This is a genomic window from Variovorax sp. UC74_104 (assembly GCF_044055375.1).
GTDB lineage: Bacteria > Pseudomonadota > Gammaproteobacteria > Burkholderiales > Burkholderiaceae_C > Variovorax.
The window spans coordinates 2,698,739-2,714,578 of sequence record NZ_CP171978.1; the positions used below are offsets into that span (position 1 = coordinate 2,698,739).

12 protein-coding genes, 1 other RNA gene and 1 pseudogene are annotated in these 15,840 nt (G+C 65.7%); 6 read left to right on the top strand and 8 right to left on the bottom strand.

Annotated features, from left to right (window positions below):
* Nucleotides 1-125: 125 nt before the first annotated feature.
* The 6 genes and pseudogenes from ACHMXA_RS12505 to gyrA all read right to left on the bottom strand — a co-directional run bounded on the left by ACHMXA_RS12505 (nt 126) and on the right by gyrA (nt 8,568).
* Nucleotides 126-2,139 (bottom strand): annotated as a pseudogene (locus ACHMXA_RS12505) (bifunctional 3-phosphoshikimate 1-carboxyvinyltransferase/cytidylate kinase).
* Nucleotide 2,140: 1 nt separating this feature from the next.
* Nucleotides 2,141-3,031 (bottom strand): prephenate dehydrogenase/arogenate dehydrogenase family protein, encoded by an 891-nt coding sequence (locus ACHMXA_RS12510; protein ID WP_176664673.1) that lies wholly within the window; start codon nt 3,029-3,031, stop codon nt 2,141-2,143.
* A gap of 26 nt (nt 3,032-3,057) precedes the next feature.
* Nucleotides 3,058-4,182, bottom strand: coding sequence for a prephenate dehydratase (gene pheA, locus ACHMXA_RS12515; RefSeq protein ID WP_126022918.1), 1,125 nt, complete (start codon nt 4,180-4,182; stop codon nt 3,058-3,060).
* A 24-nt stretch (nt 4,183-4,206) separates the two neighbouring features.
* Complete coding sequence (gene serC, locus ACHMXA_RS12520; RefSeq protein ID WP_395321299.1) at nt 4,207-5,274, bottom strand: 3-phosphoserine/phosphohydroxythreonine transaminase; 1,068 nt, start codon at nt 5,272-5,274, stop codon at nt 4,207-4,209.
* A gap of 70 nt (nt 5,275-5,344) precedes the next feature.
* Complete coding sequence (locus ACHMXA_RS12525; protein ID WP_176664675.1) at nt 5,345-5,926, bottom strand: DUF2059 domain-containing protein; 582 nt, start codon at nt 5,924-5,926, stop codon at nt 5,345-5,347.
* Nucleotides 5,923-8,568, bottom strand: a complete 2,646-nt coding sequence (gene gyrA, locus ACHMXA_RS12530) for a DNA gyrase subunit A (protein ID WP_176664676.1) — start codon at nt 8,566-8,568, stop codon at nt 5,923-5,925. Before gyrA ends, ACHMXA_RS12525 begins: the two co-directional genes overlap by 4 nt.
* Nucleotides 8,569-8,792: 224 nt before the next feature.
* On the opposite strand from gyrA, the gene ompA reads away from it, so the two are divergent.
* The 4 genes from ompA to ssrA all read left to right on the top strand — a co-directional run bounded on the left by ompA (nt 8,793) and on the right by ssrA (nt 11,352).
* Nucleotides 8,793-9,443 (top strand): outer membrane protein OmpA, encoded by a 651-nt coding sequence (gene ompA / locus ACHMXA_RS12535; protein ID WP_093199080.1) that lies wholly within the window; start codon nt 8,793-8,795, stop codon nt 9,441-9,443.
* 126 nt (nt 9,444-9,569) lie between these two features.
* Nucleotides 9,570-10,289: a bifunctional 2-polyprenyl-6-hydroxyphenol methylase/3-demethylubiquinol 3-O-methyltransferase UbiG gene (gene ubiG / locus ACHMXA_RS12540; RefSeq protein ID WP_176664677.1), complete on the top strand. Its 720-nt coding sequence runs from the start codon at nt 9,570-9,572 to the stop codon at nt 10,287-10,289.
* A complete protein-coding gene (locus ACHMXA_RS12545; protein WP_395320823.1) occupies nt 10,286-10,954 on the top strand; it encodes an HAD family hydrolase in 669 nt (222 codons plus the stop codon). Before ubiG ends, ACHMXA_RS12545 begins: the two co-directional genes overlap by 4 nt.
* 13 nt (nt 10,955-10,967) lie before the next feature.
* Nucleotides 10,968-11,352: a transfer-messenger RNA gene (gene ssrA, locus ACHMXA_RS12550) on the top strand.
* A gap of 142 nt (nt 11,353-11,494) precedes the next feature.
* On the opposite strand, the gene ACHMXA_RS12555 is transcribed toward ssrA, so the two are convergent.
* Both ACHMXA_RS12555 and ACHMXA_RS12560 read right to left on the bottom strand, forming a co-directional pair.
* A complete protein-coding gene (locus tag ACHMXA_RS12555; protein ID WP_256098960.1) occupies nt 11,495-11,629 on the bottom strand; it encodes a hypothetical protein in 135 nt (44 codons plus the stop codon).
* Nucleotides 11,630-11,710: 81 nt separating this feature from the next.
* Entirely contained in the window at nt 11,711-11,986 is a 276-nt protein-coding gene (locus tag ACHMXA_RS12560; RefSeq protein ID WP_395320825.1) for a hypothetical protein, read from the bottom strand.
* A gap of 376 nt (nt 11,987-12,362) precedes the next feature.
* Here ACHMXA_RS12560 and ACHMXA_RS12565 point away from each other — a divergent pair, with 376 nt between their 5' ends.
* Nucleotides 12,363-13,958, top strand: coding sequence for a methyltransferase regulatory domain-containing protein (locus tag ACHMXA_RS12565; protein ID WP_395320826.1), 1,596 nt, complete (start codon nt 12,363-12,365; stop codon nt 13,956-13,958).
* Between the two features lie 84 nt (nt 13,959-14,042).
* Entirely contained in the window at nt 14,043-15,779 is a 1,737-nt protein-coding gene (gene ggt / locus ACHMXA_RS12570) for a gamma-glutamyltransferase (protein WP_395320828.1), read from the top strand.
* Nucleotides 15,780-15,840: the final 61 nt, after the last annotated feature.

The window sequence follows — 15,840 nt, forward strand, 5'->3', positions numbered from 1 at the left end:
TTGAACAACCAGCAAGCCGGTGCGCTGTCGCGCGGAAGGAGCCTGCTGGAGCGGTATGCGCCTACGGATATGCCGTTGGGCGCCAGCTTTTCAAGCGGACCTGAAAAGCTGTCACTTCAGGCCGATCAAGCGGACTTGAACGGCTGAATTTCCTGCCACCAGTCCAACACTGTGTCGATCGATTGCTCGATGGACAACTGCGAGTTGTCGAGGTGGCGGGCGTCCTGCGCCGGCTTCAGGGGAGCGACGCTGCGGGACGAATCCCTGGCGTCACGGGCCTCCAAGTCGGAGCGAAGACTGTCGAGTGTAGTCGAAATTCCCTTTGAAATCAACTGCTTATGGCGCCGTTCGGCGCGCTGGGCGGCGCTGGCCGTGAGGAAGACCTTGAGCGCGGCGTCGGGGAAGATCACGGTGCCCATGTCGCGGCCGTCGGCCACCAGGCCCGGCAGCTGGCGGAAACGCTGCTGCAGGGCCAGCAGCGCCTCGCGCACGGCCGGAAGCGTGGATACGCGGGAGGCGTCCATGCCGGCGGCTTCGGTACGGATCTCTTCGCTGACGTCCTCGCCGTCGAGCAGCACCTTGCCTTCGGTGAACTGCAGGGGCAGGGCGGCGGCCAGGGCGGCGACTTCGGTCTCGTGTTCCGGGTCGGCGCTCAGTCCCCGCGCGGCGCATGGCCAGGCCGGTCACGCGGTAGAGCGAACCCGAATCGAGGTAGTGGTAGCCCAGAAGGCGTGCGACTTCGGCCGCCAGCGTGCCCTTGCCCGAGGCGGTCGGGCCGTCGATGCAGATCACCGGCACCTCGGTGGCCTCGGCCACGGAGAAGAGCGTCTCGAAGTAGTCGGGGAAGGTCTTGGCGACGCAGTGCGGATCGAGGATGCGCACCGGCACGCCCGCCGGATTGAACGCCGCCAGCGAGAAGCACATGGCCACGCGGTGGTCGTCGTAGGTGCGGATGCTCGCGGGGCGCCAGCCGGCCTGCGCCAGCGGATGCACCCGGATGAAATCGGGCCCGGCCTCGACCGTGGCGCCGAGCTTGCGCAGCTCGTTGGCCATGGCGTCGATGCGGTCGGTTTCCTTCACGCGCCAACTCGCTATGTTGCGCAGCGTGGTGGGGCCGTCGGCATAGAGCGCCATCACGGCCAGCGTCATCGCGGCGTCGGGGATGTGGTTGGCGTCGAGGTCGATGGCCTTGAGCGGCCAGGCGCCGCGGCGGATCTCGAGCCAGTTCGGGCCGCTGTCGACCAGCGCGCCCATCTGGCGGGCGGCGTCGCTGAAGCGGATGTCGCCCTGGATGGAGTCGGCGCCCACGCCTTCGATGCGGATGCCTTCCTTGCCGGAAACGCCGGAGGCGATGGCGCCGAGCGCGATGAAATAGCTGGCGGAGGAGGCATCCGCCTCCACGTGGATGTCGCCGGGCGAACTGTAGCGGCTGCCCGCGGGGATGGTGAAGCGCTCCCAGCCGTCGCGATGCACCTGGATGCCGAAGCGTGCCAGCAGGTTCAGCGTGATCTCGATGTAAGGCTTGGAGATCAGCTCGCCGACCACCTCGATCACGATGTCGTTGGCTGCAGCCAGCGGCAGTCCCAGCAGCAGGGCGGTGAGGAACTGGCTCGACACGTCGCCGCGTACGCGGATCGGAGCGTCGAGCGCCAGATCGCCGTGCGGCACCGGATGGATGCGCAGCGGCGGATAGCCGGGGTTGCCGAGGTAGTCGATGCGGCAACCGAGCTGAGTCAGCGCATCGACGAGGTCGCCGATGGGGCGCTCGTGCATGCGCGGAACGCCGCTGAGTTCGAACTCGCCGCCCAGCAGCGACAGCGCCGCCGTCAGCGGGCGCATTGCCGTGCCGGCGTTGCCGAGGAACAGCGGCAGCAGCGCCTCGTTGGGTTTCAGCTGGCCGCCGAGACCGGTGATGCGCAGCGTGCTGCCCGTCTGGTCGATGCCGCAACCCAGGGCGCGCAGCGCGTCGAGCATCACGCGGGTGTCGTCGGAATCGAGCAGGTCGTGGATCGTTGTCGTGCCGCTGGCGAGTGCCGCGAGAAGCAGCACGCGGTTGGAGATGCTCTTGGAGCCCGGCAGCCGGACCGTGCCGGCCGCGCCGGCGAGCGGCGGGAGGTCGAGGAAGGTCGTCGAGAACATCTCAGTTGTCCTGCTGCTGCGACGATGTGTCGGTGGCCGGCTTCCAGGCCGCCCGCGTCCTGCTGGCGGCGGCGATCGACAGCTCGAGGCCGGGCAGGTCGTTCGCGGTCATCATCGCCTCGAAGTCGTCGAGCGCCTTGCGGAACGCGCGGGACTGCTCCAGCACGTGCTCGCGGTTGGCCAGCAGCACGTCGCGCCACATGACCGGATCGCTCGCGGCGATGCGCGAGAAGTCGCGGAAGCCCGGGCCGGCAAGGCTCAGGAAGCGCTCGCCCTGAGGCTGGGCGGCCAGGCCGTTGATGTAGGCGAAGGCCAGCAGGTGCGGCAGGTGGCTCACGGCGGCGAAGGCGCCGTCGTGCTCCTCGTGCGTCATGGTGACGACATTGGCGCCGATGCCGCTCCACACCTGCGTGGCCCGCTGCACGTTGGAGCGCAGCGTGGTCTTCACCGGGGTCAGCACGACCTGGCGGCCAGTGAAGAGCGACGCCTCGGCATGCTCGATGCCCGAAAGCTCCTTGCCGGCAATGGGATGCGCCGGCACGAAGCTCGCGAACTGGCGCTGCAGGCCGTTGCGCGCGGCCTCGATCACGTCGCCCTTGGTCGAGCCCACGTCCATGACCAGCGTCTCGTTCGAGATGCCATGGCGGATTGCCTTGAAGGTGGCTTCGGATGCCGCCACCGGCACTGCCAGCAGCACGATGTCGGCCCCCGACACCGCCAGCAGCGCCGAGGGCGCCGCCACGTCGATCACGCCGAGCTGGCGCGCCCGTTCGGTGGTGGAGGGCGACTTGCTGTACCCCACCACGCGTTTCACCAGCTTCGCGCGCTTGAGTGCGAGCGCGAAGGAGCCGCCCATCAGGCCGCAGCCGATCAGTCCCAGTTGTTCGAACATGCTGTCTCTGTGTGTCTGCCTGCCGCTCAGGCCTTGACGGGATAGGCGCCGAGCACCTTGTAGAAGGCGCAGAGGCCGCGCAGCTCGGCCAGCGCGGCAGCCACGTTGGGCTGCGAGGGATGGCCGTCGAGGTCGATGTAGAAGTAGTACTCCCACTGGCCCGTGCGCGCGGGGCGCGACTCGAAGCGCGTCATCGAGACGTTGTTGAGCTTCAGCGGCACCAGCAGGTCATGCACCGCGCCGGGCCGGTTGGGCACCGAGACGATCAGGCTCGTGCAGTCGCGGCCCGAGGCCGGCGGCATCGCCAGCGTCTGCGGCAGGCAGATCACCGAGAAGCGGGTGCGGTTGTACGAGTCGTCCTGGATCGCGTGCGCCACGATGTGCAGGCCGAAGCGCGTGGAGGCGCGTTCGCCGGCCAGTGCGGCCCATTTGGGATTGGTGGCCGCGAGGCGCGCGCCCTCGGCGTTGCTCGATACGGCGCGCCGCTCGGCATTGGGCAGGTGCTTGGACAGCCAGGTCTGGCACTGCGCCAGCGCCTGCGGATGGGCCAGCACCGCCTCGACGCCTTCGAGCGAGTTGCTGCTGCGCAGCAGGTGGTGGCGAATCAGCAGGCTGACCTCGCCGACGACGTGCGTGGGCGAATGCAGGAAAAGGTCGAGCGAGCGCGTGACCACGCCCTCGGTCGAGTTCTCGACGCCGACCACGCCGTACTGGGCGCTGCCCGCGGCGGTGGCGTGGAACACCTCGTCGAAGCTCGCGCAGTAGATCAAGTCGGCGGCGCCGCCGAAGTATTCGATGGCGGCCTGCTCGCAGAAGGTGCCTTCGGGGCCGAGCACGGCAACGCGCTGCGGCGACTCGAGCGCCAGGCAGGCCGACATGATCTCGCGCCAGATGGCGGCGACATGGATGTCCTTGAGCGGGCCGCCATTGCTCTTCTGCATCTTGTCGATGACCTGCGCCACGCGGTCTGGGCGGAAGTACGGCGTGCCCTCGCGCTTCTTGACCTCGCCGACCAGCTCGGCTACGTGGGCCCGCTCGTTGAGCAGGCTCAGCAGGCGCTGGTCGAGCGAGTCGATCTGCACGCGCAGATCGGCCAGGCTTTCGGAATTGTCGGGAGAGGAGGAGGGCGGTGTGGGTGCGGAGGCGGTCATCGGTGCGAGCGGCTGGGCATGCGCCTAGGCATGCGATCGCTCGAATTCTCGCATGTAGGCCACCAGGGCCTGCACCCCTGCCAGCGGCATGGCGTTGTAAATGCTCGCGCGCATGCCCCCGACCGACTTGTGCCCCTTGAGCTGCAGCAGCCCGGCTTCGCGTGCGCCGGCCAGGAAGGCCTCGTTGCGGCTTTCGTCCGCCAGGAAGAACGGCACGTTCATGCGCGAACGGCAGCCCGGGTCGATGCGGTTGGCGTAGAAGTCGGAGCTGTCGATGAAGTCGTACAGCAGCTTCGCCTTGGCGATGTTGCGCTGCTCCATGGCGGCGACACCGGTATGCGAGCCCTCGGTCTGCTCCAGCAGCCACTTGAACGTCAGCCCCGCCATGTAGATGCCCCAGGTCGGCGGGGTGTTGTACATGGACTGGTTGTCGGCCACCGTCTTGTAGTTGAAGGCGCTCGGGCAGATATCGAGCGCGTGACCCAGCAGGTCGTCGCGCACGACCACGATGGTCAGGCCGGCCGGGCCGAGGTTCTTCTGGGCGCCGCCGAAGGCCAGGCCCACGCGGCTCCAGTCGACGCCGCGCGAGGCGACGTGCGAGGAGAAGTCGATGACCAGCGGAGCGCTGCTGCCCAGCGCAGCCAGGTCGGGCAGTTGCTGGAATTCGATGCCGTTGATGGTCTCGTTCGAGCACACGTGCACGTACGAGGCATCCTTGGAGAGCTGCCAGGTCGCGGGGTCGGGCAGTTTCGTGTGCTGGTCGTCGGCATTGCTGGCGGCCACGCGCGCGCTGCAGTAGCGCTGCGCTTCCTTGTGCGACTTGGTGCTCCAGCTGCCGGTGATGACGAAGTCGGCGGTCTTGCCGCGCGACAGGTTCAGCGGAACGATGGCGTTCTCGCCGAGCCCGCCGCCCTGCATGAACAGGATGTGGAAGTTCGAGGGAATCGCCAGCAGCGTGCGGAGGTCGGCTTCGGCCTGCGTGCAGATCGAGCCGAACTCCTTGCCGCGATGGCTCATCTCCATCACGCTCATGCCGCTGCCCTGCCAGTCGAGCATTTCGGCGGCGGCACGTTGCAGCACCGCTTCCGGCATGGCGGCCGGACCGGCCGAGAAGTTGTAGGGACGCTTGCCGGTCGGGGTCTGCTGCTGGGTCACGTTGCCCTTACTTCTTGGCTGGAGCCTTGGCAGGTGCCTTGGCGGGGGCTGCGCCACCGTCGGTCGGAGCGCCGAGGGCCTTGGCGACGGCGGTGTCGAGTGCCTGCATCTTGGGCTCGACGGTTGCACGCGTCTCGGACACGAGCTTTTCCGTCAGGGCAGTCTGCATCTTGGGGTTGAGTTCCTGGTACTTCTTGCTCAGGGGCGAGTTGATCCAGGCCAGCAGCTGCTTGAGCTCGTCTTCGTTGAAGTTCTGCTCCATCAGCGGGGTGAGGGCGCCCGGTGCCAGCTGAACGGCCTTGTCGCGCACGATGGGGTAGGTCTCGTCGAAGTACTTCTTCAGCTCGGCGTCGGCGGCCTTGGCGGCGGCTTCGCGCTTGGCTTCTGGCACTTGCGTCTGCAGGTACTGCGAACCCGCCTGTGCGATCGGGGCGCTCGACTGCTCGACAAGGCCGCGTGCCAGCGATTCGATGCCGGGACGCTGGATGTCGATGAACTGCTTGATGAGCGTGGCCTTGTCCTGGGCCAGGGCTGCCATCGAGCTGCTCGCCAGGGCGACCGTCAGAAGTGCGAGTTTGATTTTTTTCACTGAGGATTCTCCGTTGAAGATGAGGAAGTATCGTCTGCGTCAGGCTCGGTTTCGCCGTTCGCGTCGTTTTCGACGATACGTTGTAGCCCGCTGAGTTTGGCGCCTTCGTCGAGACCGATCAGCGTAACGCCTTGCGTCGCGCGACCCATTTCACGAATTTCGGCCACCCGGGTGCGCACCAGCACACCCTTGTCGGTGATGAGCATGATCTCATCATCGGCGTGCACGAGAGTCGCAGCAACGACCTTGCCGTTGCGCTCACTCTGTTGAATCGCGATCATGCCCTTGGTTCCCCGGCCGTGACGGGTGTATTCGGTAATGCTTGTTCGCTTTCCGTAACCATTTTCCGTGGCGGTGAGTACGCTCTGCTGCTCGTCCTCGGCCACCAGCATGGCGATCACGCCCTGACCGGCTTCGAGCGACATGCCGCGCACGCCGCGCGCATTGCGGCCGAGCGGGCGGACGTCTTCCTCGTCGAAGCGCACGGCCTTGCCGCCGTCGCTGAAGAGCATCACGTCATGCTTGCCGTCGGTGAGCGCTGCGCCGATCAGGTAGTCGCCCTCGTCGAGGTTGACGGCGATGATGCCGCCCTTGCGCGGGTTGCTGAACTCGTCGAGCGCGGTCTTCTTGACCGTGCCCATCGAGGTCGCCATGAACACGTACTGGTCGGCCGGGAAGTTGCGCTTTTCACCCGTCAGCGCGAGCGCGACGTTGATCTTCTCGCCTTCCTGCAGCGGGAACATGTTGACGATGGGGCGCCCGCGCGAGCCGCGCGAACCCGCCGGCACTTCCCACACCTTGAGCCAGTAGAGCCGGCCGCGGTTGGAGAAGCACAGGATGTAGTCGTGCGTGTTGGCGATGAAGAGCTGGTCGATCCAGTCGTCGTCCTTGGTGGTGGTGGCCTGCTTGCCGCGGCCGCCGCGCTTCTGCGCGCGGTACTCGCCCAGCGGCTGGCTCTTGATGTAGCCGCTGTGCGAGAGCGTGACCACCATGTCGGTCGGCGTGATCAGGTCTTCGGTCGAGAGGTCGTAGGCGCTGTGCTCCACCTGGCTGCGGCGCGCGCCGATCTTCGACTGGCCGAACTCCTGCTTGATGGCACCGAGCTCCTCGCCGATGATGGTCGAGACGCGCTCGGGGCGGGCCAGAATGTCGAGCAGGTCGTCGATCTCGGCCATGACTTCCTTGTACTCGGCAACGATCTTGTCCTGCTCGAGGCCGGTCAGGCGCTGCAGGCGCATCTGCAGGATTTCCTGGGCCTGCGTTTCCGACAGGCGGTAGAGGCCGTCGTTGCCCATGCCGAACTCGCGCTCGAGGCCCTCGGGGCGATAGTCATCCGCGTTGACCACGCCGCCATCGGCGCGCGTGCGCGTGAGCATCTCGCGCACCAGCTTGCTGTCCCAGCTGCGCGTCATGAGCTCGGCCTTGGCGACGGGCGGCGTGGGCGACTCGCGGATGATGCGGATGAACTCGTCGATGTTCGCGAGCGCCACCGCCAGGCCTTCGAGCACGTGGCCGCGCTCGCGCGCCTTGCGCAGGTTGAAGACCGTGCGGCGGGTGACCACTTCGCGGCGGTGCTGCAGGAAGACCTCGATCAGGTCCTTCAGGTTGCACAGCTTGGGCTGGCCGTCGACCAGTGCCACCATATTGATGCCGAAGGTGTCCTGCAGTTGGGTCTGCTTGTAGAGGTTGTTGAGGACCACCTCGGGCACTTCGCCGCGCTTGAGCTCGATGACAAGGCGCATGCCTGACTTGTCGGACTCGTCCTGGATGTGGCTGATGCCCTCGATCTTCTTCTCGTGCACCAGCTCGGCCATGCGCTCCTGCAGCGTCTTCTTGTTGACCTGGTAGGGGAGCTCGTCGACGATGATCGCCTGGCGCTGGCCGCGGTCGATGTCCTCGAAATGGCACTTGGCGCGCATCACGACCTTGCCGCGGCCGGTGCGGTAGCCGTCCTTCACGCCGTTGATGCCGTAGATGATGCCGGCCGTGGGGAAGTCGGGCGCGGGCACGATCTCCATCAGCTCGTCGATGCTGGCCTCGGGGTTGCGCAGCAGGTGCAGGCAGGCGTCCACCACTTCGTTCAGGTTGTGCGGCGGGATATTGGTGGCCATGCCGACCGCAATACCGCCGGAGCCATTGACCAGCAAATTCGGCAGCTGGCTCGGCAACACCTTGGGCTCTTTTTCGGAGCCGTCGTAATTGTCCTGGAAGTCGACAGTTTCCTTGTCGATATCGGCCAGCATTTCATGCGCAATTTTGGCCAGCCGGATTTCCGTATACCGCATTGCGGCCGCGTTGTCTCCATCGACGGACCCGAAGTTGCCCTGGCCGTCGACCAGCATGTGGCGCATCGAGAAGTCCTGGGCCAGGCGGACGATGGTGTCGTAGACCGACTGGTCGCCGTGCGGGTGGTACTTACCGATCACGTCGCCGACGATACGGGCCGACTTCTTGTACGGCCGGTTCCAGTCGTTGTTGAGCTCGTGCATCGCGTAGAGGACGCGGCGGTGCACCGGCTTGAGGCCGTCGCGGGCATCGGGGAGCGCTCGGCCCACGATCACGCTCATGGCGTAATCGAGATAGCTGCTGCGCATTTCCTCTTCGAGACTGATGGGCAGGGTTTCTTTTGCGAAGGAGGTCATGAGCAAGGGGCTGGCGGCAGGAAGGCGAAATTTTACGCTGTGAGGGGTGTCGCACCGCCGCAACACAAGGCGCCTATTCCGCCTCCGTCCTACGCTTCCGGGCCGTCCGGCGGCCTGTTTGCCAAAGACCCTATGGCACAATCGCCTCAACGTTTTGGGTGGTGGTCACTTAAAGCGTCCTTGATTCGCAGCGCGGCTGCGGCTTTTTCCCCAAGAGGAGAACCATGAAGAAACTGAATAAAGTGGCGATGATGTTTGCAGTCGCTGCGCTCGCCACTGCCGCCGGCGCGCAGACCCGTGTCACCGCTGCGGACGGCGGTCCTACGATCGACAACTGGCAAAACGGCACCGGCGAACTGGTTTGGAAGAACGGCACGAACGAACTGTGCTGGCGCGATGCCAACTGGACGCCCGCAACGGCTGCTGCTGGTTGCGACGGCGCTCTGGTTCCTCCCGCTCCGGCTGCCGTGGCTCCGACCCCCGGTACCCCGACTCCCCCGCCCGCTGCTCAAGTCGCCGCTTCGAAGGTGACCTTCGCTGCTGACGCCTTCTTCGACTTCGACAAGTCGGTTCTGAAGCCCGAAGGCCGCGCCAAGCTGACCGACCTGGTCGAGAAGATCCGTGGCGTGAACCTGGAAGTCATCATCGCTGTCGGCCACACCGACTCGATCGGTACGGACGCCTACAACCAGCGTCTGTCGGTGCGTCGCGCCGAAGCCGTCAAGGCCTTCCTGGTCTCGAAGGGCATCGAACGCAACCGCGTCTACACCGAAGGCAAGGGCAAGAAGCAGCCCGTGGCTGACAACCGCACCAAGGAAGGCCGCGCCAAGAACCGTCGCGTGGAAATCGAAGTGGTCGGCACCCGCGCCAACTAATCGATCGATTCCATCGACAATGAAACCCCGCCTCGGCGGGGTTTTTTTATGGCTGCCGAATTCGCGATTGATCTTCGGTAAAGGCTTGCGGTGTTTATCGGACATCGCCCGTTTCATAATCGCTTCATGACAGAAAACCTGAATGCGGACCCGGCCGAACTGGCCAAGTTTTCAGAGCTCGCTCATCGCTGGTGGGATTTGGAAAGCGAATTTCGCCCGCTGCATGAAATCAATCCATTGCGCCTGGAATGGATTGACGGTATTGCGCCAATTTCGCAACGTCGTGTGCTCGATATCGGTTGCGGCGGCGGGATCCTGGCCGACTCGATGGCTCGCAAGGGGGCCGAGGTCCTGGGGATCGACCTCGCGGGCAGGGCGCTCAAGGTGGCGCAGCTGCACGCGCTCGAGGCCGGCACCAAGGGCGTGAAGTACCGCGAGATCAGCGCCGAAGCACTGGCCGCGGAGCAGCCAGGGAGCTTCGACGTCGTCACCTGCATGGAGATGCTCGAGCACGTGCCGCAGCCGGCCTCGGTGATCCAGGCGTGTTCCACTCTTGTGAAGCCGGGCGGATGGGTGTTCTTCTCGACGATCAACCGGAACCTGAAGGCCTTCATGCTGGCGATCGTGGGCGCGGAGTACGTGCTCGGCATGCTGCCGCGCGGTACCCACGAATATGCAAAGCTGATCCGGCCCAGTGAACTGGCCGGCTATTGCAGGGCGGCGGGCCTCGATCTGCGGCACACTCGCGGGCTGGAGCACAACCCTTTGACCCGCCGCTACTGGCTCAGCGACGACACCAGCGTCAACTACATGTTCGCCACGCAGAAGCCGGGATCGCAAGGATGATGGGCGTCGAGACAAAGGCCGTGCTGTTCGACCTCGACGGCACGCTGATCGACAGCGCCCCCGATCTGGGAGCCGCCGCCGACAAGATGCGCACCGATCGTGGCCTCGACTCGCTCCCGCTGGAACGCTACCGCCCCATGGCCGGGGCGGGCGCGCGCGGCATGCTCGGGGTTGCGTTCGGCATCACGCCGGAATCACCGGAATTTCCCGAGTTGCGCGAAGAGTTCTTCGTGGCTTATGAGCGCCGCATGCTGCTCAACACCCAGGTGTTCGACGGTATCCAGGCGCTGATCGAGGCGCTGCGCGAGCGCGGGCTGCTGTGGGGAGTCGTCACCAACAAGTCGATGCGCTTCACCGATCCGCTCACGCGGGCCATTCCGCTCTTCGGGAGTGCGGGTGCGGTGGTGAGCGGCGACACCACGCCGTTCGCCAAGCCCCATCCCGAGCCCCTGCATGAGGCTGCGCGTCGGCTCGGGGTGTCGTCCGAGGCCTGCATCTATGTCGGCGACGACGAGCGCGACATCATCGCGGGCCGCGCGGCGGGCATGCGCACGGTCGCGGCGACATACGGCTACATGGGCACCCAGGCCGATTCGACGCTCTGGGAAGCCGATGCTTCGATAACTTCACCCCTCGAACTCTTGAAGTTGCTCGATAGCGCCTAAAATACTCTCCCTTGGGGCTGCACTGGTTTCGACGTGGGTTCGGAGTCGCAGCGGGGCATGTCGAGCTGAATGCGCTCGTAAAACAGATTCAAACAAACTAACTGCAAACGACGAACGTTTCGCACTCGCTGCTTAATTGCCAGTGAGCCTTGCAACAGTTGGCCGATGGGCTGGGCAAGGGGGTCTGGAGCAATCCTGACCTCCCGGCTGCAAGGATAACTACATGGGCTGGCTCCGATCCGGGTACCTTGGGTCGGGGCGAGAAAATAGGGTGCTGGCGTCCGGTTTAGCGTGTGACTGCGCGACTCCGGAAGCGAGACTCAAAACAGATCACTAAACATGTAGAACTGCGCGATGAAGGCTTGCGGACGGGGGTTCAAATCCCCCCAGCTCCACCAACATAACGTCCGAGGGCGTTCACTGAAGTCCGGTGAACGCCCTTTTTCATTGGGAAATCGCCAGTCCACCAGTCGGGAGCCCAGTGATTTCGACGGAGTCCACTGGCAGCCAACGCACAGCCGGGGAACGCCCGGCTTCAACTCAATAGCACTGGAACAGCACGCCTTGTTCCGCAGGAGCCCTGCCAAGCCAGCGCGGCGTCTTGTCGCGCGCATCGCAATAGTCGGAGGCTTGGACATAGGTCGTGGCGCGCAGCACGCCTTCGCGGACTTGCATCACTTCGTTGGGTGGGGTCGAACAGCCGGCCAGGACCAGGAGAGCAAGCGGAAGCAGTGTGCGCCAAATCATCGGGGCATTCTAAGACTGCGGATCGTTGGAGCTGCGCCCGCGCTCGGGGTAGAGATACTTGAAGTACTCGCCTGACCGCCCGAACAATTGGCGCGCCAGCTGGACCGGGTCTTCGCCCTTGTGCTTCTCGTAGAGCACGGGTCCCCAGATGATGAAGCCGTCGATGCTGAGGCTCTTGGGGGAGGGCTCGATCGCCTTCCAGGCATGCGCGAACTTCGAGATCCAGGCCAGCGCATCCTTGAGCGCATGATTGGGTGGGGCGGGTGTTTCTTCGGTTGGGGACATGGCGGGCATCCTTGCTGAAAAGACTGTACAAATATACAGTAAACTATGCCCGTGGAAAACAAGCCGTGCACGAGCGGGCCCCGCGGCTCGATGACTGTCCGGCCTGTCCATCCGGTTTTCTGATTTCTCCTTGACGGGTAAACCGTCCCCCGCTGGTCAACCTGTGCGGGGGCCTTGATGCATTGCCAAGCAGATAGGCTTTTCAAGCCCAGCCTCGTGCTGGGCTTTTTTTATGCATGCGGTTGTCGCGATGCCGCCCCGTGCAGCCGCGCTTCTTTTTGCCTGGGGGCAAGGCTATAGTCGGCGGGCACTGTCACATTGCAGTCACTGCAATCTCCCGCTCTTGCCGCCTGCCCAGATCCCGAAAAGGACGCCCGTGCCGGATTCCCTGACCTCCGAGTTGACGAATTACTACGACGCGGTGCCCTATGACTCGCATCCGTTCCCTCAGTCGGCGATGGAGCACCTGGAAGCGCTGGCTTTTCTCTTCGGTCTCGACGTTCCTCCTCCCGCAACAGCCCGTGTGCTGGAGCTCGGCTGCGCGGCCGGCGGCAACCTGATTCCCTTTGCGGCACGCCACCCTGACGCGCGCGCGATCGGCGTCGACCTGTCGACGGTGCAGGTGGCCCAGGGAATGGCGGCCATCGGGCGCGCCGGCCTGTCGAACATCGAGCTCAAGGCCTTCAATCTCGCCGACATCGACGCCTCGTTCGGCGAGTTCGACTACATCGTGTGCCACGGCGTCTACAGCTGGGTGCCGGGGCCGGTGCAGGACGCGATCCTGCGCATCTGCCGCGAGAACCTCGCGCCGAACGGCGTGGCCTACGTGAGCTACAACGTGTACCCCGGCTGGAAGGCGCGCGAGATCGTGCGCGACGCGATGATCCTGCGCGGCGGCCCGCGCGACACGCCGGAAGAAAAGCTCTCCTACGCGCGCGGCATGCTCGACTTCCTCGAGCAGTCGGCCCGCGCCGACAGCGTGCTCAAGAAGACGCTCGAAGAGGCGATGCCCATCGTGCGCAGCGCCAACAGTTCGTATCTGCTGCACGAGTTCCTCGAGCCCTGCAACGCGCCTTGCTACTTCAAGGAATTCGTCGCACGCGCGGAGGCCCGTGGCCTGGTCTACCTGTGCGACGCCGAACCGTCGACGATGTTCGTGCAGAACTACGGCGACAAGGTGCGCGACCCGCTGCTGCGCGAATGCGGCGGCAGCCAGGTGATGATGGAGCAGTACCTCGATTTCCTGGTCAACCGCACCTTTCGCCAGACCCTGCTCGTCAGGCAGCCGCTGGCCGGGAGCATCCGCTACAAGCTCGACCCCGTGCGCATCCGGCAGCTCGAATTCGCCGGCATGTTCAAGACCGACGATGGCGCCGCGTTCACGCTCGATGCCCGCGAGCAGCCCTGCACCGCGATCCGGAACCTGAAGGTCACGATGCGCCTGCCCGTGCAGAAGGCCGTGGCGCACCTGCTCGACACGCGCTATCCCGCCTCGATGTCCGTATCGGCCCTCGTCGAGGCCGCCGCCGGGCTGACAGGGCAGCCGCTCGCGGCCGCCGAACAGGTGGTGATGGGGATGGTCGAGGAACTGCTGATCCTCGGCGCCCTGCGCATCAGGCGCTCGCCGGTGCCCGCTGCCGATGCGGTTTCCGGCCTGCCTCGGGCGCTGCCCGCGGTGCGCAACACGGTGGGCCTGGTGCAGGGTTCCGCCGCCACCGTCAGCACCTGCAACCAGTGGCACGAGCACGTGACGGTGTCGCTGCTCGAGCGAAGCCTGCTGCCGCTGCTCGATGGAAGGCACTCGCACGAGGCACTGGCCGAGCACCTCGAGGCCGAAGTGCGCAGCGACCGCCTGCGCTTCGTCAAGGACGACAAGCCGCTGACCGAGCCGTCGGCGATCAGGGAATTCGCTCGCGGGCAGGTCGCCCTGGCGCTCGACGCCCTGCGCCGCAAGGCACTGCTCACGGCCTGAACCGCGGTCGCCTGTCGGTCTTTCTTTCATTCATTCGTTCGTCCGCTCACCTTCACTTCATCACGTTCTAGAGGAGACTCTTACATGCAACAAATCCACTGGACTCCCAAGCTGCGCACCGCCGTCGCGGCAGTGCTCGCGCTGGCGGCCGCCGGCGCGTCGACCGCGGCGTCGGTGGCGCCCGTCGCCGCCGAGAACGGCATGGTCGTGAGCGCCCAGCACCTGGCCACCAAGGTGGGCGTCGACGTGCTCAAGCGCGGCGGCAACGCGGTCGACGCGGCGGTGGCCGTGGGCTATGCGCTGGCGGTGGTCTACCCTGCGGCGGGCAACCTCGGCGGCGGCGGCTTCATGACCGTGCAGCTGGCCGACGGCCGAAAGACCTTCCTCGACTTCCGCGAGAAGGCCCCGCTGGCCGCCACGGCCAACATGTACCTCGACAAGGACGGCAACGTCATCAAGGGCCTGAGCACCAAGGGCCACCTCGCCGTGGGCGTGCCGGGCAGCGTCTCGGGCATGGAATACGCGCGCGAGAAGTACGGCACCATGAAGCGCGGCGAGCTGCTCGCCCCCTCGATCCAGCTGGCGGAGAAGGGCTTCGCGCTGCAGCAGGGCGACGTCGACCTGCTCGCCACCGCCACGGCCGACTTCAAGGAAGACCCGGCCACGGCGGCCATCTTCCTGAACAAGGGCGAGCCCTACAAGGTGGGCGACAAGCTGGTGCAGAAGGACCTGGCCAAGACCCTGCGCGAGATCAGCGCCAAGGGCACCGACGGCTTCTACAAGGGCTGGGTCGGCAGCGCCCTCGTGGCCTCCAGCCAGGCCGGCAAGGGCCTGATCACGCAGGCCGACCTCGATCAGTACAAGACGCGCGAAATGGCCCCCGTGGAATGCGACTACCGCGGCTACCGCGTGGTGTCGGCGCCCCCGCCGAGCTCGGGCGGCGTGATCATCTGCGAGATGCTCAACATCCTCGAGGGCTATCCGCTCAAGGACCTGGGCTACCGCTCGGCACAGGCCGTGCACTACCAGATCGAGGCCATGCGCCACGCCTACGTGGACCGCAACAGCTACCTGGGTGACCCCGACTTCGTGAAGAACCCGCTCGACCGGCTGCTCGACAAGGGCTACGCCGAGAAGATCCGCGCCGCCATCGACCCGAAGAAGGCCGGCGTCTCCAAGGACATCAAGCCCGGCGTCGCGCCGCATGAGGGCAGCAACACCACCCACTACTCGATCGCCGACAAGTGGGGCAACGCGGTGTCGGTGACCTACACGCTGAACGACTGGTTCGGCGCCAAGGTCACGGCCGCCAAGACCGGCGTGCTGCTGAACGACGAGATGGACGACTTCACCTCGAAGGTGGGCGTGCCCAACCTCTACGGCCTGGTGCAGGGCGAGGCCAACAAGATCGAGCCGGGCAAGCGCCCGCTGAGCTCGATGAGCCCCACCATCGTGTCCAAGGACGGCAAACCGGTGATGGTGGTCGGCACGCCGGGCGGCAGCCGCATCATCACCGCGGTGATGCTGACCATGATCAACGCCATCGACTACGGCATGACCGTGCAGGAAGCCGTCGACGCGCCGCGCTTCCACCAGCAGTGGCTGCCCGACGTCACCAACGTCGAAACCTATGCACTGAGCCCCGACACCCGCAAGATCCTGACCGACATGGGCCACAACCTGGGCGTGCCGCAGCCGGCCAACCACCTGGCGGTGATCATCGTCGGCGCGCCTTCGCTGGGCGGCAAGCCGGTGGGCAACAATCGCTTCTACGGCGCCAACGATCCGCGCCGCAACACGGGCCTGGCGGCAGGGTACTGATCCTGCGGCAAACTCGAAGGCGGCCGTGCCCCTGGCGGCGCGGCCGCTTTTTTCTTTTCCC